Origin of the sequence: Flavobacterium cheonhonense (assembly GCF_035671315.1) — a bacterium.
GTDB lineage: Bacteria > Bacteroidota > Bacteroidia > Flavobacteriales > Flavobacteriaceae > Flavobacterium > Flavobacterium cheonhonense.
In genome coordinates this window covers 95,166-119,128 of record NZ_JAXAVY010000004.1, presented here as the reverse complement: position 1 = coordinate 119,128, position 23,963 = coordinate 95,166, and the positions used below count along the sequence as shown (strand labels likewise).

The following is a 23,963-nucleotide window of genomic DNA, read 5'->3' as shown; positions in this document are numbered from 1 at the left end:
AACCTATAAGGTTTTTGTATATTTATACTTATCTGTTGCCAAAATAAGAACCGATTTCTCGCCTTGATACAAGCCTTTGTGAATTAGAATGTTCTTTTGGGTAAATAACGCCATCAATGCTTTAGCAGTATCTTGTTCTCCTTTTCTGTTATAGTCATCTAAAATAATGATAAACTCGTCAGAAGCTTCAAAGCTCTCAGCTAATTTAACAATATCATACCGTGAAAAATGTTCGCTTCCGTAAGGGCCGTCAACGATATAAAGATCAAATTTTCCGGAAACAAAACGATGTATATCAGTATATACATTTACAGCACAACCATGTATAACCTCTTGTTGCAGGGGTGAAACAGCAATTTGCACATGCTTATGCAAATTGAAATTGGCAGAAAAATGATCTACCCATTGCTGATCTTGTTCCATAACAAAATGATGGGAAGGATGATGGTGTTCTATGAATGTTGAAATAAATTTGGTGGATTCACCCAAACCAAATTCAATTATGTTGTTAGGCTTATAATCAAATAGAATGCGATTTAAAACATAAAAAAAAGGATAACTCCCCGCCCATCTGCCAATATTTAGTGCCAATGTTTCGAATCCTTTACGTCCTCTGATACTGTCATGGTAAACATTGGCCCAATAAATTTCTTGTAATTTATTAGCATTGGTCTTGTGCATGTTCCTATTATCAATGACCTCGGATTTGATACGCTTTAACATAAATTATTCAGCTTTGTAATTTAACAAAATGTTCCCTTGATTTCTGGGAACTAATTTTCCCGAACCATAATAATCTTTTTCAGCAACCGTAAAGGGCAACACTTCTATCAACCAGTCGGTTACTTCATTATTAATCTCACTATAAATTGTGCAACTGTAATCTCCAGGGGCTAAAGGCAAATGTTCTATAGTAAACGTAATCTGATTGTTAGCAATATTGAATGTCTCAAGAATATTGCTGGTAGACAACCAAGCAATTCTATCTCCCATAAAATTATTGATGCCAATATCAATTCGCCTTTGAGATACAAGCACTGTAGGATCTAAAATAAAGTCTAGTTTTAGCGTCAAACTTTTAAAGGTTTCAATAGTCTCGCTACCCTCGCAACCAACATAACCGTGTATGAAACGAAGTTTACCGTTTCCTTTTCTTTTTTGAATATCGGCCAACACTACATCTTCAGCTCGGGCGTTTGATAAGTAAGTACGAACCACTTCAGATATTGGGCCTACCGCTTTTACCATACCGTGTTCCAGCATAATCCCTTTAGAACATAAATTTTGAACGCTGGCCAAATTATGAGAAACAAACAGTACCGTTCTGCCTTGTCCTTTACTGATATCGCCCATTTTTCCAAGGCATTTCTTTTGAAACTCGGCATCACCAACAGCCAACACCTCATCCACAATAAGGATTTCACTTTCCAAATGTGCGGCTACAGCAAACGCCAAGCGGACATACATCCCCGAAGAGTATCTTTTTACAGGCGTATCTATGTAACGTTCTACCCCGGAAAAATCAATAATCTCATCAAGTTTTCGAGTAATCTCTTTTTTGCGCATCCCTAATATGGCTCCGTTGAGATAGATATTTTCTTTTCCGGTGAGTTCCGGATGAAAACCGGTACCTACTTCCAACAAACTGGCAATACGTCCTTTAACTTTGATTTCTCCGGTTGTTGGTCCTGTAACTCTGGACAAGAGTTTGAGTAGCGTGCTTTTTCCGGCACCATTTTTACCAATAATCCCGACAGCATCCCCTTTATTAATTTCAAAATTGATATCCCTTAGTGACCAAACAATATCGCTTTGGCCTTTAACACTTCTATCATTAACTTCGCCAATCTTCAAAAAAGGATCATCTTTACCCATAACCTTGGTAATCCAAAAACGTTCGATATCACGCGATATCGTGCCTGTTCCGATTTTCCCCAACTGATAGGTCTTGGAAATGTTTTCGACTTTAATTACCGGACTACTCATTAGACTGTATCAACGAAATTTTTTTCTGTTTTATTAAAAATTACAATCCCAATAAATAGAACTATGATTGTAAAAGTGGTAGAATAAACCATACCCCACATCGTAAATTCGCCTTTCCCTAAAAAAGCAAAACGGAAAGCTTCTATAATGCCGGTCATAGGATTTAGCTGTATGTATTTTTTATAAACTTCGGGTGCAGCACTCAAAGGATAAATTACAGTTGTAGCATACATTAACAACTGTACACCAAAGGTGACTAAAAAAGTCAAATCTTTATACTTTGTAGTGATAGCAGTAATAATCAAACCTATCCCAAGCCCCAAAAACGCCATCAAAAGGAGTAGAAATGGAAAAAAGCACAAAGCATAAGTAGGTGAAAAATGCGCCCCTTGTAACTTGAAATAAATCATTACAACAATAAACATAAGGAACTGCACACCAAACCTAACCAAATTACTAACCACTATACTCAATGGCATAATTAATCGTGGGAAATAAACCTTACCGAAAATATTTGCGTTATCTCTGAAAACAGTACTTGTTTTGGTCAAACAATCAGCAAAATAACTCCAAGCGGTTATACCGGAAAGGTAAAATAAAAAATGAGGAAGTCCATCGGTGCTTATACCTGCTAACTTACCAAATACAAGAGAAAAAACAAGAGTTGTAAATATTGGCTGAATAAAAAACCAAAGCGGCCCCAAAACAGTCTGTTTGTAAAAACTAACAAAGTCTCTTTTGACTAACATAACCAACAAGTCTCTATAGTGCCATAAATCACTGAACTTAACATCAAATAGAGAAGTCCGACCTTTGATTACTAAATCCCAATCATGAGACTGATCATCGTTTTCCATGAATACGGTTTAAAGTGGTTTTAAATTCTGCAAGTTGCAAATATATAAATTACTAAAGTCCTTTTAAAGCAATGAAATGATTAATTTGATTATTCTGCCTTAATCACTAAAAAAAATGAAATAATGACTAAATTTGTAGAATTAAATAACACACTTTGCTGTCCATTTTCAAAACAAAACCATTACTAAAAGACTTAATTCCAAAGAATTTTGTGGATATTCATTCCCATTTATTACCGGGGATTGATGACGGTTCTAAATCAGTGGAGGAAACGGCAAGCTTAATGACGCAAATGAATGGTTTAGGGATAAATCATTTTATCACCACACCTCATATTTTTACCAATGTTTGGGACAATACTGAAGCCGTTATCACTAAAAAATTAGGCGACACTAAACTTGAGTTAAAACATAAAAACTGTTACGATACTTTTGAAGCAGGTGCGGAGTACATGTTAGACTCTTTTTTTCTGAAACGATTGGAAACTGAAAAGTTACTGACTTTAAAAAACAACTATCTTTTGGTTGAAATGTCTTATCTAAACCCTCCAATCCAACTATTTGAAATTTTATTTGAAATCCAATTGGCAGGTTATAAACCGATTTTAGCGCATCCTGAACGCTATTTATTTTACCACAAAAATCACAAGGAATTTCACAAACTCAAAAATTCTGGTTGTTTTTTTCAACTGAATCTTCTTGCTACTGTAGGCTACTACGGAAAAAACATTGAAACGGTGGCGGAAAAATTATTACATGATAATTTTTACGATTTTGTTGGAAGCGACATTCACCACCAAAAACACCTCGATGCATTGCATAATATGGTTAAAATAAAAAGCCTTCCTGAGTTAGAGAAGGCTTTTAACAACAATTTATTTTTTCTTTAAAAATCTGTCTTTCCAAGATTTTTTCTCAAGGTCAGCACCATAACCGTAGCCATAGCCGTAGCCATAGCCGTAGCCATAGCCGTAACCATAAGTTTTTCTCCAAACCGTATCGTTGAGAAGAATAGACATGTTAGGTAACTTTTTCTCTTGGTAAAAACTATCGGCTATTTTTAACAATCGCTTGTCTAAATAATTGGCTCTTACAATGTATACAAAAGCATCGGCATGTTTGGCCACCAACAAAGTATCGGTAACCAAACTAATAGGAGCAGTATCCACCACTATGTAATCGAATTGTTGCTTCAAAGTGGCGAACATCTCATCAACTTTCGGACTCAATAATAAATCGGCCGGATTTGGAGGTATAACTCCTGATGGCAAGACATACAAACTCTCAAAACCTTCTAATTTCACTATGAAATCTTCTATTTTTTGACCTGATTTAACAATATAGTTGGTTAATCCCATCGCCGGAATGTCTAGATATTTATCAATTTTAGGATTTCTGATATCCAAACCAATCAACAACACCTTTCTGCCGGTTAGAGCGATTGTACTCGCCAAGTTAATAGCCACAAAGGTCTTCCCCTCTTTTGGCATGGTTGAAGTAACAAAAATGGTTTTTGCTTTATCCTCCGGGACCGAGTTGAGCATAAACTCTAAATTAGTCCTTACTATTCTGATTGCTTCGGCTGAACTGGAACGACTGCTGGCATTGATAATTTCTCCCTCACTATCCGATTTTGGAATATCACCTAAAAACGGTATACTAGTGTAGTTTTCAATGTCTTGTCTGGTTTTAATTTTGGTATCTAATAAGTCTACAAGATAGATGATGAGAAAAGGAATCAACAAACCCGACATTAAACCAATCAACAACACCAAACTGGAATTGGGAAAAATTGGAGAATTTTTCGACTTGGCTTCATCTATCATTTTGGCTTTAGGAGCAGTTACCGCCAATGAAATCCCAACTTCTTCCCTTTTCTGGAGCAAGTATAAATACAAAGACTCTTTTATTTTTTGTTGTCTTCCAATTACGTTGAGCTCTCGGGTTTGTTTTGGTATTTCAGATATCTTACCGTTAATCAAATTGTCTTGAGCTTGTAAATCGGAACGCTTAATCTTTAAAGAAGCTATTAAACGATTCAGACTTTCTTTAACACTTTTACGCATGTCATCAATTCTATTGTTCAAATTGATAACTACACTGTTTTTAGCTGTACCGCCGCCGTTGACAATTCTGTTGCGTTCAATAATGTAACCATTGTATTGATTGATCAAATCGGCAGCATTATTATTGGTAACATTGCTGTTGGGCGAAGGAATTAAATTGCTGGGAATTATATCTTCTTTGGAGGAATTATTGAGATAATCCAACATGGAATTAACTACTTTGATTTGGGTCTCCGTCTCAATTAATGCCCTTTCAAACTCTACGGAATTTTGGATAAACAAATCCGCATCAGAAGCAATATTGGTCAATCGGTTTGAGGTCATATAACGCTCACCCTCTTTTTCAACATCGCCCAACTCATTAGTTATATATACCAATCGATCATCAATAAATTTTTGGGTGCTTTTAGAAACGAAATTTTTATCATCAATAGCGTCTTGGTTGTAAATAGCAATAATAGTATTCAACAAATCTTCAGCTTTCTTGGCAACCGGGTCATTTAAAGTTAGCTCAACCACACTTGATTTTTCATTCAATGGAGCAATGGTAAGGCGACTTTTATAACTCTGAACCACATTGTCCAGATTGTTTACAGTAACAGTGATAGAAAAATCTTCCTGATCCTTATTATTGTCCAACATGCGTTTAAGCACAACCATCTTACAATTTTTTAATCTGATGGTGGAACCGTATCGAAAAGTATTAATCAGCTTACCATCTGAAGTGGTTAATTCGAAGGTGTTCTCGGTTTTAGAATTCACCTTATAGGACTGAGGTTTTGTAAAAAAAGTATCATTCGATTCAAAAAAAGAAACATCTATCGGTAATCGATCGCCATAAAGTTCAATTCGCTTTACAGTCCCTTCAGCATGGTAGGTTACATTGTAATTAAGCTTCTTTACTGCTGATTTTATTATTGATCGCGACTTGATGATTTCAATTTCATTATCAACATTACTTTTCATTCCCTTCATCATTCCTAAATCAGCAAAGGCAGACAGTTCCGATTCTAAACCTCCCTTTTTTTCATCTTTAACCAAAATAGTAGCACTGGCTTGATACTGAGGAACAGTATAGCGTAAATACAACAAACTAAATACCGTACAAAATATAATGGAAACTATGAACCAAGGCCAATATTTGAAATACTTATCAAATTGTTCTCTTATGTCCAGACTTTCGTCGTTGTGATTATGCTGTAAAGGAGATTGTTCTTGCATAGAGTTTATCGGGTAAGAATAATTAAAATGGTTCCTAATAATGACAAGGCAGAAATTACAGTGGTTACATTAGGCCCGACAGCCGAAGAATTTACCCTTGTTTTGTTAGGCTCAACCATTACCACATCGTTTTGGGAAAGGTAATAAAACGGCGAATTAATAAAATCTGCTTTGGTTATATCAACCCTGTTGTAGGTCATTTTACCATTTGATTCTCGCACCACTAATATATTGTCTCTTTTGCCGTAAATGGTTAAATCCCCAGCTTGACTAATGGCTTCTAAAAGTGTAATTCGCTCACTGTTAATCTTAATGGTACCTGGCTTTAGCACCTCTCCCAAAACCGAAACTTTATAATTCAAAATTCTGAGATTAATGGTTGGATTTGTAATGTATTCTTTGACAGCAGTTTGTAGCTTTGTTACAGCCTCAGAACGACTCAAACCGGCTAGTTTAATCTTGCCCACAACAGGAAACTCTATAAAGCCATAAGCATCAATTAGATACGTTTTTATGCCGTCTTGATTTTCATTAATTTGATAATTTCCTTGAATTTGAGGCATATTAAAAGGTATCGTAAGTTCCGGTTGATCAGCGGACACAATAATACTCAACAAATCGTCATTCTGCAATTTGGGTTCGTAGTTCAGCGCGTCACTTTGATTTCCTACAGTTTCAACATTTTGAAGATAAACGATATCTTTCCTTGAAGCACAAGAAACCATAGTCAATAAGACCGTTACTAAAAAAAACTTGATGCAAAACTTAAAACTCATAGTATAATATTTGGTTGTAAATATAACATATTTGTTATTGATAACTGGTAAAACTAGTGGTCAAGTGTTTCAAACACCGAATTCATACTTTTAAATTCAGGCACGATCTTTTTCATCATCCCGACAATTTCATCATTACTCGACTTCATAGCTATTTTAATTAAATCAGAAACAAGTACATTAATCATCTCAAAATCATCACATTTATCTTGACCAATCATAATTTTTTCATTATGTGTAGGCAAAGTCTTGGATGTATCATTTAACAATTCTTCGTATAACTTTTCTCCGGGCCTTAACCCTATAATCTTAATCTTAATCTCTTTATCAGGCACAAATCCGGCCAAACGAATCATTTTTTTTGCCAAATCTATTATTTTAACAGGCTCACCCATATCAAAAATATAAATCTCACCGCCTTTTCCCATGGCACCAGCCTCCAAAACAAGTTGACAGGCTTCCGGTATGGTCATAAAATAACGAATAATCTCGGGATGTGTTATCGTTAAAGGACCACCTTCCTGAATTTGCTTGGTAAACAACGGCACTATAGAACCATTGGAACCCAAAACATTTCCAAACCTTGTAGTAATAAATTTTGCAGTGCTGTTTGGGTTGCTGTTCTTGGCATAAAAATTAAGAGACTGAACATATTTTTCAGCTATCCTTTTACTGGCTCCCATAACACTACTCGGATTTACAGCTTTATCCGTAGAAATCAAGACAAACTTTTCTACTTGGTAACGACAAGAAAGATCTGCTAAGTTTTTTGTTCCAACTACATTAGTTAAAATGGCTTGTGCCGGATTTTCTTCCATTAAAGGCACATGTTTGTATGCTGCAGCATGATAAACATAGTCTGGCTTATAGGTTTGAAAAACGTATTCCATGGCTTCAAAATCTTTCACATCGGCTAACACAGTTCTGATTTTGACTTTACCCGCAATTTCATTTATTTCCAATCTTAAATTATGTAAAGGTGACTCTGCCTGATCAAGAATAATAATCTTGAAGGGTGAAAAGTGTATCACTTGTCGAACAATTTCACTGCCTATAGAGCCAGCGCCGCCGGTAATCAATACTGTTTTACCGTCAATTTGAGCAGAAATTGATTGATTGTCTAAAACTATAGGTTTCCGATGCAACAAGTCTTCAATATCGAAGTTCTTGAGTTGATTGGATATTTGTTTTTGATCTTCCCAATCAGTAATCAAAGGAACCGTGAACACCTTAAAATTGTATTCTAAACATTCCTCTACTATGGCCACTGTTTCCTGCTTAGTAAGACTCTTTTCTGCAATAATCAAGGCCTCAGCTCCCAAACTTCTCAAAATAACATGTATGTTCTTTGATTGATTAACAATAGGTAAATCAAGTATACTCTTGGACGTTTTGGTATGCTTGTACTTGTCTATAAACGCAACCAAATTAAAACGAGAAGGCTTTTCAGTTCTTAAAGCGTTGGCCACAGAAATAGCATTAGCATCAGCACCATATATTACCGCTTTCACCAATTTTTTATTGTTATCGCTCGACAAGTATTTTTCAAAAATATTTTTCACCAATATCCTAAACAAAAACAAAAGCAAAAAAGAAATTACAAAGGTGATAAACAAACCTGTTGACAAAAAGAGCTTTTTATTAGTCAACACATAATAGCCTATGTTTATAAAAAGCAAAACAAAATAAGAAGAAGCTGCAGAGATTAAAAGCTTAATACCATCAATAAATGTAGAATGCCTTATGATACCTGAGTAAGTTCTATAAATCATGAAAAAAACCGCATTCACCAATACAATGATAAGATTGAAAGAAATCATATCCAATGAAGCAGGAAATTTTACGGAAAGGCTATGAATAATGTAGGTTGTGATAACACACGCAACAGTAACAATAAAAACATCTATAGCAAAAATGATCCAACGAGGCAAATAGCCTATGTTTTGAAACTTCTTGTTAAATATGCTCATTTCTAACTCTTTAAAAATGTTTTTGTTCATATGTCTTAGGCTCATTGGTTCAAATTTAAACTAATTTTAACATTTTATTAGAGATTTACAAAAAAAATTCATCCATAGCAATCGCTAATCTTTCTCTTTCAATTGCTGTTAAATTAGAACCGGAAGGCAAACAAAGTCCTTTTTCAAACAAACTTTCAGCAACATTACCACCGTAATACGGGAATTTGGCAAAAATAGGTTGTAAATGCATTGGCTTCCAAAGCGGCCTGGTTTCTATGTTGTGCTGCTCTAAAAACAATCTCAGTTCTTCTCTGGTTTTCCCTACAATTGTCGGATCAATAATAATGCTGGTTAGCCAATGATTCGAAAAGAAATCAGCATTAGGTTCTTTAAAAAGGGTCACCCCTTTTTTATCTGCAAAATATCGGGTGTAAAAATCATGCATGGCTCTTCTTAAATTGACATGTGCTTCTAAAACTTCCATCTGTCCTCGCCCTATTCCTGCACAAATATTACTCATCCGGTAATTATAACCAATCTCGCTATGCTGGTAATGAGGAGCATTGTCTCGAGCTTGTGTTGAGAGAAAAACAGCCTTATCTTTCATAGCCGAGGAATGGCTTACCAAAGCGCCGCCACCGGAAGTTGTGATAATTTTGTTTCCGTTGAAAGACAATACTGAAAGTACACCGAAAGTACCACACTTTTTACCTTTGTAATGGCTTCCTAGGGCTTCCGCACTATCTTCGAGCAAAGGAATTTGGTAACGGTCTGCAACAGCTTTAATTTCATCAACTTTAAATGGCATTCCGTAAAGATGTACACCAATGATAGCTTTAGGTTTTTTACCTTTTGCCATTCGGTCCTGTATAGCTTCCTCCAAAGCAATCGGACAAATATTCCACGTATCAGGCTCGCTATCAACAAAAACAGGAGTAGCACCCAAATAGCAGATAGGATTGGCGGATGCAGAAAAAGTAAAGCTCTGACAAATAACCTCATCACCTTGCCCAACACCTAGCAAAATTAACCCCAAATGTATGGCAGCCGTTCCGGAGCTCAAAGCAGCGACTTGAACATTATCATCCAAAAAAAGTTCTAAATCTTTTTCGAAACCATTCACATTGGGTCCTAAAGGGGCTACCCAATTTGTTTCAAAAGCTTCTTTTACATACTGCTGTTCATTTCCGCCCATATGTGGAGAAGAAAGCCAAATTTTAGTTGGTGTCATAATTTTAAAATTATTTATTGCTGTGTCCGTTAAAAGGTTCAGTTGTTGCGGCATTTGCGGCATTGATTCCGTCTCGTTTAAAAACTTTCAAGACAGTTTTTATTAAAATCTTACAATCCAAAAGAAACGACATATGATCGACGTACCAAACATCATATTCAAATTTTTTATCCCAAGAAATGGCATTTCTGCCGTTAACTTGTGCCCAACCCGTAATGCCGGGCTTAATTTCATGCCTGCGGTTTTGAAAATCGTCATACAAGTGTAGATAACTGGAAAGCAAGGGTCTGGGTCCTACCAAACTCATATCTCCTTTCAAAACATTAACCAATTGCGGTAATTCATCTATTGAGGTCTTTCTAACAAAACTTCCAATAGCTGTTAATCTTTGTGCATCCGGTAGTAATTTACCATCATTATCCTTCTTATCGCTCATGGTTTTGAACTTTACAATATTAAATATTTTACCATTTTTACCGGGACGAGATTGAAAGAAAAAGGGTTTCCCTCCATTAGCCCAAAAGAGCAATATCGTAAAAAAAATAAGAATAGGACAAAGCAAAACCAATGCAATTAATGAGCATACAAAATCAAAAAAAGGCTTTATTAGATTCCTATACATATTTTGCTGAAAGTTTATTATTATTATTATTTAAAAAAATTAAACCGCGAGCTCTTCAAAACCTTCAAACTCAAACGAACTGTCATGTCCCGGACATATAGTCATACCAATAGTCAAAATCTCTTTTATGTTTTGGACAGAAAGCTGATATGCCTCGCGATTACTATGGGGAAAGCTCAAAGGTGATTTTACGCCATTCAAAATAGTATCACCGGTGAATAAATAGTCTCCAACCCTTACACACATACTTCCCGGACTGTGACCCGGTGTCTCAGTAAAGTAAAATTCATAACCCCCAATAGTCAAGACTTCTTGGTGCTGTACAATTAGTACATTCTTATAGTCTATTTCAAAAGTGGGAATTTCTTCCAAATAAAAGGAAAAGTTCTGACGACTATTCCGCATATTGGCTTCACATCGGGCAGAACAAATCAATTGAAACGGAACTTGAGCCCCTAAAGCATCAACACCGCAACAATGATCCGCATGCTCATGGGTCAAAATAACATGACTTAACCGTTTGCCATTCTTTTGCATCCAATCCAAAAAAGGTTTTGTATTAAAATCACCAAGATCAACTAAAACCACTATACCCTCTGCTAATTCCAAAACATACGAATTAGAGTGCCGGTGTGGGTTTACATAGTGATGTACTTTCATAATAAACTAATTTATATTCTGACGATTAACTATTCAAAATTATAAATTACTTTGCCAACCTCATTTCTGGGGATTTGCGGAATGAAAAGCACTTCAAATGCCTGATGATACAACCCTGTTTTCTGAATTACAAAATCAGTAATAACCGCAATCATCTCTTGATTCGTTATATAAATCTTCATTTTTTCATCGGTGCCGGTACAAACCGTTTCAACACCAAAAGTCTGAAGAATCAATTGCTCTATATCATCCAAACCAATTCTAAGCCCATAAAGCTTTAAAAACCTGCTTATTCTGCCAACTATATAAAAAAAACCGTCTGCATCTGTTACAGCAATGTCACCGGTGGGCAAAACTCCTTTTCGCTCATCATTTTTACTCAAATCTTCTCCGGAAAATGCATAGCCTAAAGTCACATTCGGACCGCTGTAAACCATTTCCGCCGGGGTATCAGCTTGGGTAATTTCTTCACCATTTTCATCTACTAAATAAAGTCTTCCCTCAGGTATGGCTTTGCCAATACTTCCAACTTTAGATTGGGCAAACTCCGCAGGCAAATAAGCCATCCTTGCGGTTCCTTCGGTCTGCCCGTAAGTAGCTATAAACTTTTTGCCAGTGCGTGTTGCATAATCAGCAAACTCGTTAAATAAAGTTGGATTCAACTTACCACCTCCTTGTGTAATTATTTTCAAATCGGGCAAATCCATCCGGGTAAACCGCAGCTTAGACAATATTTCAAAACTATACGGAACGCCAGTTAAAATAGTGGCTTGTTGTGTTTTAAGGAACTTCCAAAAAACAGCATCAGTCAAGCTACCGTTAAATAACAATACGGTAGCACCTCCATACAAATAGCTTGTAATTACAGACAATCCCATGGTGTAGTACATCGGCAACATGGCCAAGGCTCTGTCGCTCGAAGTAATTTCGAACACTTTACCCACATTTCGTGCATTGGCAAGTATGTTGTTATAACTGTGTCTAACCAATTTTGGGCTACCGGTAGAGCCTGAAGTAGGCAACAAAAGGGACAAATCCTCATAAAGTAAAGGCGCATTCAATCCTGTTTTTAACAAAACATAACCATAGGCTTTGAAAATTACTTCGCCATCAAATTCAGAGGTCATGCTTTCAGGCAGCCAAAAATACTCGGGTTGGTACTTTAAAATGAGTGCTTCTCTCAGTGTTTCTTCGGTACCAGTATTTAGCAACAGTGGAACTATCTTGGTTTCCAAAGCCGCTACATAACCGGCAACAGAACCCAGAGTATTCTCGGAGAAAATAAAAATCAATGTACGTTTGTTGATCTGACTGTAGAACAGTTTCGAAAAATCAAATAAATCTTTGTAAGACAAGGTATTGCCTTCAACATCAATTAATGCAGTGCTATTGTCTTTGATAAATGCTGCTTGAAGAAGCATAGTGATAGGTATTAAAATGAAGCAGAGCCATCAACGCCAATAACCTGACCGGTTACATAGGTCGATAAATCGGAAGCTAAAAAAACACATACATTGGCAATCTCATTGGGTTCGGCTAATCTTCCTATTCCGATATTGGCGATTTTATCTTTGAATTTTTCTTCAAATACTGCGGTAAAGCGCTCCGTACCAACCATCCCTGGGGCGATGGCATTAACACGAATGTTGTGTTCAATCAATTCTTTGGCGGCCGATTTTGTAATTGAAATTACTGCTCCTTTTGTAGCGGAATAGCCTAATTGTCCTTTTACACCCTGTACACCTACCACACTTGACATATTTATAATGGAACCGCTTTTTTGACGTGTCATAATTCTGGAAGCCAATTGTACCAATTGAATCATCGCAATTACGTTAACCTCAAACATGGCTCTGAGTTTTTCAAAATCAATCATAGGCAACAACTCATAGGTCACCATGCCGGCATTGTTTACCAATACGTCAATTCTGCCGAAATCAGATTTTATTTTAAGAAGTGCCGCTTTAGACGCCGCAGCATCAGTAATATCAAAATAAAGCGGAATAACCGAGGTATGGTATTTTTCTGAACATTGCTTGGCCCAAACATCCAAGGAGCCTTCATTTCTGGCATTGGCAAAAACGACAGCACCTTCCTCGGCATATCTTTCCGCTATTGCATTACCTATACCTCTGTTGGCACCGGTAACTAAACAAATCTTTCCTTCAAGCAATCGGGTACTCATGAATTAATCATTAAAAGGTTACGCCATACTTGGCTACTATATCTTTACCCGCTAAATAGGATTTAAAATTCAAGATATCTTCCGGATCCAGCATAATATCAAAGGTATCTTCCATCGCAGTAACCAAACTCAATTGGGTAATAGAATCCCAATTATCTACAGTATCAGAAGTAAAATCATGTCCCAAAACGGACGCTTCAACATTAAAAACGGATATAAAAACGGAATTGTATTTTTCTGAAACACTCATTTTTTTTCTATGGTATTATGCTAAATAATATTTTTTTTTATGGTGTAAAAGTAAGCCGTTTTGGCCTATAAAACAAACCTCTTTTATTCAAAATTCAATAAGAATCCAAATAACAGAAATCGGTTTCCAGCAGTGGATTAACCACAGCAGTATCAATAACCAAATCACCACAAGCCAACGACAAACCTGCTCCGAAACCACATATAAAAATGTGGAGATTACCGAGATGTTTTCCACCAAAATGATCCGCCAAAACCAATGGAATAGAATTGCTACTGTTGTTTCCAAATCGGTCTAAAGAAACCGGTATCTTCTCAACGGGTATTTTCAACTTTCTGGAAAGCTGTTTTAAAATATAATTATTGGCCTGATGCAATACAAAGAAATCATAGTCTTCTGTTGTAGTCTCCCTAGAGGCCATAAAATCTTTCATCAATTGCGGCACATCAGTGATAGAAAAACCAAAAACATCCATGCCTTTCATATGGGTATCATAATCGGAACGCAAAATACCATCGCTCCAAGCTACTCTGTCATGAGGCAAATTGCGATTGCGGTAAGCTCCGGCCGGTGTAATGATACTTTTAAAACGATGCCCATCGGTTCTAAAACCCAAATGAACAGGAGCCACATCTTTAGTCTTTTCTAATAAAGTAGCCGAGCCGCTATCGCCAAAAAGCATCACCATCGTTCTGTCGTGTGGTGATAAAGTTTTAACAGAAGTGTCTCCGGTGATGAGCAACGCCGCCTTAGACTCGGAATTGTCCAATAAAGACAAAATAGTTTGCAAACCGAAAATAAATCCCGAACAAGCTAAATTCAAATCAAAACACAAACAATATTCGGGCAATTGAAGGCGTTTGTGCAGTACAAATGCCGTTGAAGGCACTCTGTAATCGGGTTTTTGAGTAACAAAAATTAAAAAACCGATATCACTTTTGGATACCTTGGATTTTTCAAAAACATCAACAGCGGCTTCATAGCCTAAATCGGAGGCCGTTTGATTGGGCTTAGCCCTGGACACCGATTGCACTCCTGTCATCTCTTTGAACTTTTCAATGTTCTCTGTACCGAATATATCGGAAAAAGTATCAACTGCCACTTTTTCTGTGGGTACAGCTACCGACAATCCGGCTACTTTAATATGTTGAAATGATCCAATTAGCATGCTAAATTTCGTGAGTTACAAAACCTTCCGTGTAATACACATCGGTTTTAATTAAAGGCAAAACAGTATTTTCGTTTAAATAAAAATCAATGAATCCCCATGAGAAACCTTCTCCGTAGGCAATTCCCAAAACCCTTTTCCCTTCATCAGCAGAGTTTAAAAGTAATGGTATAGTAGCTCCTGAAACATCAGTATGGACATCGGAACCTACACAAATATCTTCCTCATCAAAACCGGCTTCACTAACAATGGCGGAAATAAAATCCGGCGCAGCATAGTGAAAAGCTACTTTATCAAAAGAGGTGGTAGTACATGATATCTTAGCTAGAAACTCTTTCAAGTCGGTTGGTATTTTAGCTGAAAAAAAACGAAACAACTGTTCCTGATCATAACGCAAACGATGGTCTTCACTTGCGGTTGGCAATCCGGATAAATTATAAGCTTTGCGCCTTTCATTAGTCCTGAATCCTCCTCCGGGCAACAAATAGGACTGATAACCTTCACCTTGTGAAAACGTTGCCAAATTAATGGTTGATGAAGCTGCTTGCTCTAAAAGTATAGCGGTAGCACCATCTCCAAAATGGGCCAATAAAGGATGTTGGTCTTCCAGTTGCTTACTATTGGTATCCCCTATCACTATTAATCCTTTGCGGGTATTCAAACCGTTAATCAAAGAACAGCCCAATTGTATTCCGGCAACAAAGCCCAAAGCACCCAAATTCACGTCATAGGCCAAGCAATCAATTGGCAATTGCAAACGATGTTGCAAGACAATAGCTGATGCCGGGCTGCGATAGTCAGGAGTTTTGGTTAAAAACACTATAAAACCCAACTCACTTCTGTTGGTTATTTTTTCTTCCAGAAGTTTTTCGGCAGCAGCAAAACCCAAATCGGAGGCTGTTTGCCCCTCAACTGCGTGCTTTTGGGTAGGAACTGCGGTAGCTATTCCTGAAATACTGATATTGTGAAAAGAAGCAAATGACATCGTTATAATATTATTCGTTTAGCTGGATTTCCAAAGACTGTGGTATTTTTTTTAACGCGATTCAAAACAACGCTGCCAATGCCCACTACAGACTCTTCTTCCACCACTACATTTTGTATGATTCGGACACCGGCATTAACCGATACCATGTCGTGCACACGAACATAACCCGCAAAAAAAGCAAAAGAATTTACTTGACAAAACCGCCCAACATGTACATCATGCCCCATAATAACGGAACTTTGTAAAAAAGTAAAATCTTCTACGGTTACATCACTGGCTAGTACACAGTAAGCTTTTATCCCTACACCAATTCCTAATTTCACACTAGGTGAAATAATGGCGGTTGGATGAATTAGATTTATAAACTGCCCCCCTTTAGACAAAATAAGCTCCACAGTTTTTCTGCGATGGTACAAATTACCTATAGCACAAAAGAAAACATCATTATCTTCAGGCACATAGTCGGTTACAGTATTCAATACCGGCGGATATCCCATGGATTCAATCGTTGAAGGATTATCGCTCAAAAAACCTTTGATCCTGAAATCAGGTTCCGAACCATAACAAGTCATGGCCAAATCATACATTTCTCTGGCAAAACCACTTGCTCCGATAATTACTAAGTTTTTCATAAATTATTTTAGTGTATAGCCGCCGTCCAAAACAATCAGACTTCCGGTCATCCATTGTGAAACATCGGCCATCAAATAAACAGTTAAACCGGCTATATCTTGCGGTTGACCAAATCGGCCTAAAGGATAATTTTTTAAATGAATTTGCAATTGCTCATCCGACACTGCGCCGGAATCCAAAATTGCAGTTTGCACCATCCCGGGTAAAATGGCATTGACCCTGATTTGTTTCGGGGCCAATTCTAACGCCAAAGACTTGGTAAAAGAATTCAATGCGCCTTTGGCGGCACTGTAAATGGCATTTCCTATGGTAATTTTTTGAGAAGCTACTGAGGAAATAAAACAAACAGAAGCACCGGGTTTTAGTTTTTTATTTTTCAACAGTTGTTGGACCAATAAGATAGAACTGTGCAACATCAAATTGAACATGTAATCTAAATCCTCCCTTTTAACAAACTGAACCGGAACCGTTTTAACCATACCGGCATTGAGAACAATACCATCAAGAAGCGGCATTTCGGCAGCCAATTTCTTAACTTCCTCATCCATTGTTAAATCGGCGCAAAAAAAATGGTGCCCATCGTTTGGCAATGACTGCAAAACCGCTTCCAATCGTTCTTCATTTCTGGCGGTAATCATTACAGTGGCGCCCTGATTGGCAAGCATTTCCGCTACAGCACGACCAATACCGGAGGAGGCACCGGTAACTAATATATTTTTGTGTTCCAGTCCAAATAGCGGATCCATGGTAGTAGGTTGGTTAAATTACGAGAGTGTCTAGGCAGTTCTTTTAGCAATCTCTGCCACCAAATCACCCACTGTTATTAGGTTTTTAAAATCTTGAGAGGCTATGTGAACCCCAAAAGAATCATCTAACATGGCTATTACCGAGAGATTCGCCATCGAATCCCAGTTTTCATAATCTCGGAACGCAGCTGTAAGTGTCACCGTTCCCGGGGCCAATTCTAAAATATCTTCGAGTTGTTCAAAAAGTTCTTTTTCCATGGTTAAATTTATTTAGTTAAGGCTTATTAACAGTATGTGATAGTCAAAGGTAAAAAACGAAAATAAAAATTAGCTCAATATTCTTAAAATAATACCAAACGTCGTCATATTATCTCTTTTCAGGAATAATTTGTGAGGCAACTTGACGGGAAAATAAAACCGCACCCTCCTCATTAAGATGCTCAGAATCGTGAAAAAGAGATTTATTGGTGATAAAATCTTTACTATCAAAGTAATTTAATAGCTTAACGTTATGCTTATTGGCGATTTGATTGGCAATATTAAAAAATTCCGGTTTGATTTTTTTAAAGGAAGGGGAAACAACCAATATAACTTCAATATGGTGAGATTGAGCCTTGGCAATAAAACGATGTACCGTATTAATCAACTCAGGGCTAAGTGTAAATGTATCCCCTTTAAGCACTTTATCCTTACCGTCCCAAGTCCCTTTTAAAGGAATATAACCTTTAAAATTGTCGTTGTTTTTAACAATATTAGCCGTCAGGATATTAAAAAACTTTTTATTGTATTTAATCAAATTAGATTGATAAAGCAACGGATCATACCAATTCCTGCAAATATAAGAGTCAAACTCAGCATTGATTTTGCCGTAAAAAGGCGCCAAATCACTAAACACATCTTCTCCAAAGCTTCCGCCTCTATTGTACACATCTCTGAAGTCTAAATCTAAAACAATTATTTTCGGTTGGTATCTTTCAAGAGTAGCCAAAAGAGCGGCATAGTGAAAATAAATACCCATACCTTCTCTACCTACATTATAACAGCTCAAGCCGGTTTGCTCGGTTATTAAATCGGGCCGATAATGAAAGGCTGCTCTGGAAGACCCAAAAATAAGTATGCTGTCTTTTGTTTTGTTAAAAACTTGATTTTCCTGATAAGCTACCCCTGATTTTGAATTGGCATACATAGCATCAAAAACAAAACCCGAGAGCAAATCTATCAGAACAATCAACAATAAGAACATCAGTCCTTTCTTCAAAATTGCTATATGTTTTGGCTTACCCATACTAATTAAAATTGGAAATAAATAAATTGCCCCTCATCAAATACACCCATCAAAAGAATAAGTGAAACGATTACTGCATAAAACACTAAACTCAAATTGTATTTTTTTAAAAACGACAACTTATTGGATAAAAACTCATCTCTAAACTCTTTCAACAGTAAAACGATAAGTCCTATGAAAACCGCAAAGAATACATCCCATTTTACAAACAAATTTCCGGACAAAGATGTGGTTATCTTTTCCACAATTAAAAATGCTTCATCTACTGTATTTGCTCTGAAAAATATCCATGCAAACGAGCTTAAAATGAAAGTTGTAATGATTTGTAAAGCTGTAAAAAAAGTTCTGTTTCTGGTTAGTCCCAAAGCATTATTGATACGATCCCTAAAGGTTTGGCTCACTATAGCCATCACTAAGTAAAAGCCATTTAAGGCACCCCAAATAACGAACGTCCAATTGGCTCCATGCCATATCCCGCTAATCAAAAAAACAACAAACAAATTAAAATACCAACGGTATTTGGATACTTTGTTCCCGCCCAAAGGCAAATAGAGATAATCTCTAAACCAAGTACTGAGCGAAATATGCCATCGTTTCCAAAACTCAGAAATAGTTCTGGCAAAGTAAGGTCTGTTAAAATTAGTCATCAAGTCAAAACCCATGATCCTGGCTGTACCTATGGCTATAGAAGAATAACCGGCAAAGTCACAGTATATCTGAAATGAGAAAAATGTTGTAGCCAACAAGAGTGTAGTTCCATTGTGATTGTCTACGTTATTGTAGGCTGCGTTTACATATATAGCCAATCGATCTGCCACAACAACCTTCATAAAAAACCCCCATATAACTAACTTCAATCCTTTGATCAAATTAGCATAAGTAAAGACTTTGTGTTCGTGAAATTGATGCAGAACGTTTTGCGGTCTTTCTATCGGACCTGCTACAAGTTGAGGAAAAAACATCACATACAAAGCATAAATACCAAAGTGCTTTTCTGCTTTCTGTTTGCCTCTGTAAACTTCAATAGTGTAACTCATGGCTTGGAAAGTATGGAAAGACAAACCAACAGGCAATAGTATGGAGAGATAAGGAAGTCGTGTTGTACTGCCCAAGGCCGTTAACAAGGTCTCTATATTTTCAATAAAGAAATTGTAATATTTAAAAACTGCCAAAACCATGATGTTGGCAAACAAACTCACAATAAGATAAAAACGCCGCCTTTTCCCATGATTTTGCTCAATAAGTATACCTGCAAAATAATCTATTACTATAGTCCCGGCTAAAATTAAAATGTATATTGGAATAAAATACATATAAAAATAGCAACTGGCTACTAAAAGCATTAACCATCTGAATTTTTGCGGCAATCCGAAAAATAGCAGACAAACTATTGGGAAAAAAAGTAAAAAATCAAGTGAATTAAAGAGCATTTTGAGCTTTATTTAGGTACAACACATTTTTAATTTCTAATTCTAATCTATCTCTAATTAACATTAAAGCTTCTCCGGCGTGGTATAAAACAATAAATTTAATTTCTTTAAAAAACTGTCCTATTTGGGTAGCTGTTTTATAAATAGAATAAGTGTTAAGGCTTGGGGTAAGCAATTCCAAAAAAAAGGTTTGGATATAAACCAACACAACAACCGGCAATAAAACAATTATGACCATTCCTAAAACAAAGGTGTTGAAAAGGATATCAAATAATCTTTTAACTAATTGAAACATTGGCCATTATTTTAATTTATACAACGCATCCATTTCGTTCCATATCATTTTACTGTCAAAATTTGTAGCCCAAACAACGCCATTGCGTCCTAACTCTTGTCGTTTTTCTTCATTTTGGTAGAGTAAGTACATAGCATTTTGAAGTGCAGAAACCGATTTAGGCATAACCAACAAGCCGTTATAGTCCTTGGAAACAGCATCTTTACTGCCGGTAACATCGGTTGCAATCACCGGTAAACCCATGGCTGCGGCTTGAACAGAAACATTACCGAATCCTTCCCACCAAGCGGGTAAACAAAACACATCCATAACCGAAAGGTACAAAGGCACATTACTTTGAGTACCAACCAACAAAATTCCGGGATGCTGTTGCATGTTGCTAATCAAACTTAAGTCGCTAATCTGACTCTCCTCTACGGGGCCAACAATCAATAATTTTAGCTTATCATTATCCCGATACAAATTGGCAAAGGCCTCATAAAGTTCTTTAATGCCTTTGCGATCGATTAGCCTACCAACAAAACCAAAAACAAAATGGGACTCATCGTTGCCGAGCTGCTTTCTCAAATCAGCACTATCGGCCGCATTTATTTGATTGGGATTGAATCGTTCAAGATCAATTCCGTTACTGCTGCCTTTGTGAATTACCAAAGATTGTGCGGCCGAAAAAATACCGTTGTCAAGACCCAATTCTCTGACCGAATTACTAATACAAATGATTTTGTGAGCAAAACGAGCGGTAATTTTTTCCATACCAACTAAAATGGCTTTCTTCATGCCGGTTTCGTGTTCAAATCGAAAACCCCTACAAGTGTAAATCCTGTTTTTTACGCCAAGCAACTTAGCAGCAATCATACCCAAAAGACTCACTTTAGGCGTCCCGAAATTCACCACATCAGGTTTCACTTTTCGCAAGTGTCTGATCACTTGATACAGTGCTTTAAGGTCTTTCAGCAGTGAAATCTCTCGTTCTAAATCTACCGGTAAATGAACACAGCCTTCGTTACGACAATAATCAACTACCCTCTCATGATTGGGTGCCATTAAATAGGTTTGGTAGCCCAAATCTTTAAAGTATCGCAATTGCCCTGCAATTAAAATCACGCTTCCGGGCGCCGTTATGCCAACTATTAGTTTTTTATTCATTTCCGGGTATTTGTCATATATTCACCTAGTTGTTGACTGTTCACAAACTCAACATCAGGCCAAATTTGAACTACTTTAGTCAACAACTGCTCCAACTTACCAAGAGAATCTGCTTGGTTGGCCTCTGAAATCGAACCTATAAAATTGACCCTGTGACTATTAATCACAGCAGGCTTTCCAAACAGAAAAGCATTTTTTATTTCGCTCAAAGCCGATGAAACACTATCAAAATTAGGGTTTTTGCTAGGTTCAAAAGTCACATTTCGCCTCCAGTACAACATCCCGAAGTCATTTTTATAACCCCAATATTTATTAACTGCCGAATTGTTCTTGTCTTCTAAGGAAGGTAATAATTGTTGTCCGTTTTGATGGTATAAAACCCCATGCTTATGCAAAATCCCATCTAAATGTTCTCCTCTCACTGATTGAGGTGCAATAAATGTTTTTGACGGATAACCGAAAATTTGTTCAAACATTTTCAACCCATCAACCAAGGCTTCTTCGTTAAATTGTTTTTCTTCAAGATTGTAGTAATCATATGTGGCCAAAAACTTTTTGGTGGTCTCAGGAGCACACTGCAAAGGAACTCCCGGGATAGCAAAATGATCAAAACACAATCGTTCATTAGGACAGTGATTTACCGAAAACAGCCATCTTAGCGGATGAAGGTGTTCTCTACCGTGAAATTGAGGATAAAAAACATTCTCTTTCGTACCGGCAACAATAAGCTTTTTTATGGTTGCCGCATCACCATAGCGCCCGTAAGTTTGAAATACATCTTCGTAATGATAATTTTTAAAATCATCTTGCTTAATTTTTTCAAAATCAGGATTCGCTACCAAATAGTTAGCAGTAAGGCTGGCAGCATTACCGTTTTTATCTTTAACTTTCGCAAGCGTTTCAAACAATCGTTCCAAATCTGTTTGTGATTCCAAAGTATCAAACTTGGAATATCTTGAACGGTCTACCGGTAACCCTTTAGACAACAAAAGGTTGTAAACTTCTCGGTTTGGCATTCGAATACTACCCCAGTCGTCAGACTCTATGAGCAATAACTTACGCTTGGTACTCCAACCCCTGAAATTCACATAAGATTTTCTTAGTACATTTATCATATCGAAGTAATTCTGATTATAAAACCGGATTAATTACCAACACAAACCTTCATAATTCTCGAATGCCTTAAGCTTATCGATATTAACAAGATCTAATATTATGGTATCCTTCTTAATGCGATCCAACTGTTCCAATACATGATTGCTTCTTTGGGCAAAAACAATCAAATCACAGTCTTGTAAAAAGTCGTCCACCTCATTAATCAACAACACATTAATATGAGGCAAATGACTGAAGAGAAAATCTTTATTCTTACCCACTAATCTTGAGAGGTTTATATTTTGATCGTATATCTTAATGGCATAGCCTTTACCAACTAAATTCTCGCACAATTCTAAACTCGGACTGAATCTCAAATCATCGGTATTTTCTTTGAATGACAATCCAACTATACCAATTTTATGTACTTTTTTGGCACTAATCAAGTCGAAAATATAATTGTTGTGGGTAATGTTACTTTGCGCCACTGATTTCAAAACAGGAATAGAGACATATTTATCGTGTGCTAAGATGTTGAGAGCTCTCAAATCTTTTGGCAAACAAGAACCACCATAGGAAAGTCCGGGTTTTAAGTAGCGATGTGAAATATTGAGTTGCGTATCGCCGATAAAAAGATCCATTAACTCGTGACTATCTACATTAAGGGATTTACAAAGCCTCCCAATTTCATTGGCAAAAGCTACTTTTAAGGCATGGAAAGAGTTGTTTAAAAATTTAATCATTTCCGCAACCTCAACACCAACTACTTTTACCGGTGCGTCAAGAAATGAAAACATCTCTTTGGTTTTTTCAATTCCCTTAGGAGAGGTTGATCCCACTACGGTGTAAGGAGGATTAAAAAAGTCCACTATGGCATTTCCTTCTCTCAGGAATTCGGGATTTGATACTACTGCAAACCCTTTATCATTCTCTTTATTTGAAATCGAAGATATTAAGTTACAAATTTCCAAGTTAGTACCGGGCATTACTGTACTGCGAATGGTAATGGTGTAGAACTCCTCTTTCTTTTTGAGAGCAACGGCAATTTGTTCAGAAATTTTAGTGATGTATTCCATGTTCAAATGACCGTTGGCAGTGTTAGGAGTTCCAACACAAATAATCCCAACATCCGAATTTAAAACAGCCCATTCGGCATCAGTTGTAGCCGTAATATTACCAATTTTTACGCCTTCAGCTATCAACTCGTCTAATCCGTCTTCAATAATGGTAGCCTTACCGGAATTCACTAAATTTACTTTATTGGTATCTACATCAACGCCATAGATGGTGTGTCCTTTTTGCGACAAACAGCCTGCAGAAACACAGCCAACATAACCTAAACCAAAGATTGCAATCTTCATA

The 23,963-nt window shown here is 36.8% G+C and carries 24 protein-coding genes; 1 reads left to right on the top strand and 23 read right to left on the bottom strand.

The window, feature by feature from the left end; all coding sequences use genetic code 11:
* Nucleotides 1–3 precede the first annotated feature (3 nt).
* The 3 genes from SK086_RS10260 to SK086_RS10250 are packed head-to-tail and all read right to left on the bottom strand — an operon-like array spanning nt 4 to nt 2,843.
* Nucleotides 4–723, bottom strand: coding sequence for a hypothetical protein (locus SK086_RS10260; RefSeq protein WP_324691488.1), 720 nt, complete (start codon nt 721–723; stop codon nt 4–6).
* Between the two features lie 3 nt (nt 724–726).
* Nucleotides 727–1,986 (bottom strand): ABC transporter ATP-binding protein, encoded by a 1,260-nt coding sequence (locus SK086_RS10255; protein WP_324691486.1) that lies wholly within the window; start codon nt 1,984–1,986, stop codon nt 727–729.
* Nucleotides 1,986–2,843 carry an ABC transporter permease gene (locus SK086_RS10250; protein ID WP_324691484.1) on the bottom strand — a complete coding sequence of 286 codons (858 nt, stop codon included), beginning with the start codon at nt 2,841–2,843 and terminating at the stop codon, nt 1,986–1,988. The genes SK086_RS10255 and SK086_RS10250 overlap by 1 nt, the downstream gene beginning before the upstream one ends.
* 155 nt (nt 2,844–2,998) lie before the next feature.
* Between SK086_RS10250 and SK086_RS10245 the strand changes: the two genes are divergently transcribed.
* Nucleotides 2,999–3,733 (top strand): tyrosine-protein phosphatase, encoded by a 735-nt coding sequence (locus SK086_RS10245; RefSeq protein WP_324691483.1) that lies wholly within the window; start codon nt 2,999–3,001, stop codon nt 3,731–3,733.
* On the opposite strand, the gene SK086_RS10240 is transcribed toward SK086_RS10245, so the two are convergent.
* The 20 genes from SK086_RS10240 to SK086_RS10145 all read right to left on the bottom strand — a co-directional run bounded on the left by SK086_RS10240 (nt 3,719) and on the right by SK086_RS10145 (nt 23,962).
* Nucleotides 3,719–6,130 (bottom strand): GumC family protein, encoded by a 2,412-nt coding sequence (locus SK086_RS10240; RefSeq protein ID WP_324691482.1) that lies wholly within the window; start codon nt 6,128–6,130, stop codon nt 3,719–3,721. The two genes, SK086_RS10245 and SK086_RS10240, sit on opposite strands and share 15 nt — an antisense overlap.
* Before the next feature lie 5 nt (nt 6,131–6,135).
* A complete protein-coding gene (locus SK086_RS10235) occupies nt 6,136–6,906 on the bottom strand; it encodes a polysaccharide biosynthesis/export family protein (protein WP_324691481.1) in 771 nt (256 codons plus the stop codon).
* Between the two features lie 53 nt (nt 6,907–6,959).
* On the bottom strand, nt 6,960–8,921 hold the full coding sequence (locus SK086_RS10230; protein WP_324691480.1) for a polysaccharide biosynthesis protein: 1,962 nt from the start codon (nt 8,919–8,921) through the stop codon (nt 6,960–6,962).
* 40 nt (nt 8,922–8,961) lie between these two features.
* Entirely contained in the window at nt 8,962–10,098 is a 1,137-nt protein-coding gene (locus SK086_RS10225) for a DegT/DnrJ/EryC1/StrS family aminotransferase (protein ID WP_324691478.1), read from the bottom strand.
* 10 nt (nt 10,099–10,108) lie between these two features.
* Nucleotides 10,109–10,720 carry a sugar transferase gene (locus tag SK086_RS10220; RefSeq protein ID WP_324691477.1) on the bottom strand — a complete coding sequence of 204 codons (612 nt, stop codon included), beginning with the start codon at nt 10,718–10,720 and terminating at the stop codon, nt 10,109–10,111.
* Between the two features lie 39 nt (nt 10,721–10,759).
* Nucleotides 10,760–11,380 (bottom strand): MBL fold metallo-hydrolase, encoded by a 621-nt coding sequence (locus tag SK086_RS10215; RefSeq protein ID WP_324691476.1) that lies wholly within the window; start codon nt 11,378–11,380, stop codon nt 10,760–10,762.
* A 29-nt stretch (nt 11,381–11,409) separates the two neighbouring features.
* The gene (locus SK086_RS10210; RefSeq protein WP_324691474.1) at nt 11,410–12,801 is read right to left on the bottom strand and encodes an AMP-binding protein; all 1,392 of its coding nucleotides are present in this window, start codon (nt 12,799–12,801) and stop codon (nt 11,410–11,412) included.
* 11 nt (nt 12,802–12,812) lie between these two features.
* Nucleotides 12,813–13,565, bottom strand: a complete 753-nt coding sequence (locus SK086_RS10205) for an SDR family NAD(P)-dependent oxidoreductase (RefSeq protein ID WP_324691472.1) — start codon at nt 13,563–13,565, stop codon at nt 12,813–12,815.
* 10 nt (nt 13,566–13,575) lie between these two features.
* Complete coding sequence (locus SK086_RS10200; protein ID WP_324691469.1) at nt 13,576–13,815, bottom strand: acyl carrier protein; 240 nt, start codon at nt 13,813–13,815, stop codon at nt 13,576–13,578.
* Between the two features lie 94 nt (nt 13,816–13,909).
* Nucleotides 13,910–14,983, bottom strand: coding sequence for a 3-oxoacyl-ACP synthase III family protein (locus SK086_RS10195; protein ID WP_324691467.1), 1,074 nt, complete (start codon nt 14,981–14,983; stop codon nt 13,910–13,912).
* 1 nt (nt 14,984) lies between these two features.
* Entirely contained in the window at nt 14,985–15,968 is a 984-nt protein-coding gene (locus SK086_RS10190; RefSeq protein WP_324691465.1) for a 3-oxoacyl-ACP synthase III family protein, read from the bottom strand.
* A 2-nt stretch (nt 15,969–15,970) separates the two neighbouring features.
* Complete coding sequence (locus SK086_RS10185; RefSeq protein ID WP_324691464.1) at nt 15,971–16,603, bottom strand: NeuD/PglB/VioB family sugar acetyltransferase; 633 nt, start codon at nt 16,601–16,603, stop codon at nt 15,971–15,973.
* Nucleotides 16,604–16,606: 3 nt separating this feature from the next.
* The gene (locus SK086_RS10180) at nt 16,607–17,350 is read right to left on the bottom strand and encodes an SDR family NAD(P)-dependent oxidoreductase (protein ID WP_324691461.1); all 744 of its coding nucleotides are present in this window, start codon (nt 17,348–17,350) and stop codon (nt 16,607–16,609) included.
* Nucleotides 17,351–17,380: 30 nt separating this feature from the next.
* On the bottom strand, nt 17,381–17,608 hold the full coding sequence (locus SK086_RS10175) for an acyl carrier protein (protein WP_324691459.1): 228 nt from the start codon (nt 17,606–17,608) through the stop codon (nt 17,381–17,383).
* 109 nt (nt 17,609–17,717) lie between these two features.
* Complete coding sequence (locus SK086_RS10170; protein ID WP_324691458.1) at nt 17,718–18,608, bottom strand: hypothetical protein; 891 nt, start codon at nt 18,606–18,608, stop codon at nt 17,718–17,720.
* Nucleotides 18,609–18,640: 32 nt separating this feature from the next.
* Nucleotides 18,641–19,978: an MBOAT family O-acyltransferase gene (locus SK086_RS10165; RefSeq protein ID WP_324691456.1), complete on the bottom strand. Its 1,338-nt coding sequence runs from the start codon at nt 19,976–19,978 to the stop codon at nt 18,641–18,643.
* Between the two features lie 76 nt (nt 19,979–20,054).
* Nucleotides 20,055–20,360, bottom strand: a complete 306-nt coding sequence (locus SK086_RS10160) for a hypothetical protein (protein ID WP_324691454.1) — start codon at nt 20,358–20,360, stop codon at nt 20,055–20,057.
* A gap of 6 nt (nt 20,361–20,366) precedes the next feature.
* The gene (locus SK086_RS10155; protein ID WP_324691453.1) at nt 20,367–21,506 is read right to left on the bottom strand and encodes a glycosyltransferase family 4 protein; all 1,140 of its coding nucleotides are present in this window, start codon (nt 21,504–21,506) and stop codon (nt 20,367–20,369) included.
* Nucleotides 21,503–22,621: a polysaccharide (de)acetylase gene (locus SK086_RS10150; RefSeq protein ID WP_324691452.1), complete on the bottom strand. Its 1,119-nt coding sequence runs from the start codon at nt 22,619–22,621 to the stop codon at nt 21,503–21,505. Before SK086_RS10150 ends, SK086_RS10155 begins: the two co-directional genes overlap by 4 nt.
* Before the next feature lie 33 nt (nt 22,622–22,654).
* The gene (locus SK086_RS10145) at nt 22,655–23,962 is read right to left on the bottom strand and encodes a nucleotide sugar dehydrogenase (RefSeq protein ID WP_324691450.1); all 1,308 of its coding nucleotides are present in this window, start codon (nt 23,960–23,962) and stop codon (nt 22,655–22,657) included.
* Nucleotide 23,963 lies beyond the last annotated feature (1 nt).

Coding starts and splice junctions, on each gene's coding strand:
- SK086_RS10260 (WP_324691488.1), bottom strand. CDS start 723: ATGTTAAAGCGTATCAAATCCGAGGTCATTGATAATAGGAACATGCAC.
- SK086_RS10255 (WP_324691486.1), bottom strand. CDS start 1,986: ATGAGTAGTCCGGTAATTAAAGTCGAAAACATTTCCAAGACCTATCAG.
- SK086_RS10250 (WP_324691484.1), bottom strand. CDS start 2,843: ATGGAAAACGATGATCAGTCTCATGATTGGGATTTAGTAATCAAAGGT.
- SK086_RS10240 (WP_324691482.1), bottom strand. CDS start 6,130: ATGCAAGAACAATCTCCTTTACAGCATAATCACAACGACGAAAGTCTG.
- SK086_RS10235 (WP_324691481.1), bottom strand. CDS start 6,906: ATGAGTTTTAAGTTTTGCATCAAGTTTTTTTTAGTAACGGTCTTATTG.
- SK086_RS10230 (WP_324691480.1), bottom strand. CDS start 8,921: ATGAGCCTAAGACATATGAACAAAAACATTTTTAAAGAGTTAGAAATG.
- SK086_RS10225 (WP_324691478.1), bottom strand. CDS start 10,098: ATGACACCAACTAAAATTTGGCTTTCTTCTCCACATATGGGCGGAAAT.
- SK086_RS10220 (WP_324691477.1), bottom strand. CDS start 10,720: ATGTATAGGAATCTAATAAAGCCTTTTTTTGATTTTGTATGCTCATTA.
- SK086_RS10215 (WP_324691476.1), bottom strand. CDS start 11,380: ATGAAAGTACATCACTATGTAAACCCACACCGGCACTCTAATTCGTAT.
- SK086_RS10210 (WP_324691474.1), bottom strand. CDS start 12,801: ATGCTTCTTCAAGCAGCATTTATCAAAGACAATAGCACTGCATTAATT.
- SK086_RS10205 (WP_324691472.1), bottom strand. CDS start 13,565: ATGAGTACCCGATTGCTTGAAGGAAAGATTTGTTTAGTTACCGGTGCC.
- SK086_RS10200 (WP_324691469.1), bottom strand. CDS start 13,815: ATGAGTGTTTCAGAAAAATACAATTCCGTTTTTATATCCGTTTTTAAT.
- SK086_RS10195 (WP_324691467.1), bottom strand. CDS start 14,983: ATGCTAATTGGATCATTTCAACATATTAAAGTAGCCGGATTGTCGGTA.
- SK086_RS10190 (WP_324691465.1), bottom strand. CDS start 15,968: ATGTCATTTGCTTCTTTTCACAATATCAGTATTTCAGGAATAGCTACC.
- SK086_RS10185 (WP_324691464.1), bottom strand. CDS start 16,603: ATGAAAAACTTAGTAATTATCGGAGCAAGTGGTTTTGCCAGAGAAATG.
- SK086_RS10180 (WP_324691461.1), bottom strand. CDS start 17,350: ATGGATCCGCTATTTGGACTGGAACACAAAAATATATTAGTTACCGGT.
- SK086_RS10175 (WP_324691459.1), bottom strand. CDS start 17,608: ATGGAAAAAGAACTTTTTGAACAACTCGAAGATATTTTAGAATTGGCC.
- SK086_RS10165 (WP_324691456.1), bottom strand. CDS start 19,978: ATGCTTTTAGTAGCCAGTTGCTATTTTTATATGTATTTTATTCCAATA.
- SK086_RS10160 (WP_324691454.1), bottom strand. CDS start 20,360: ATGTTTCAATTAGTTAAAAGATTATTTGATATCCTTTTCAACACCTTT.
- SK086_RS10155 (WP_324691453.1), bottom strand. CDS start 21,506: ATGAATAAAAAACTAATAGTTGGCATAACGGCGCCCGGAAGCGTGATT.
- SK086_RS10150 (WP_324691452.1), bottom strand. CDS start 22,621: ATGATAAATGTACTAAGAAAATCTTATGTGAATTTCAGGGGTTGGAGT.
- SK086_RS10145 (WP_324691450.1), bottom strand. CDS start 23,962: ATGAAGATTGCAATCTTTGGTTTAGGTTATGTTGGCTGTGTTTCTGCA.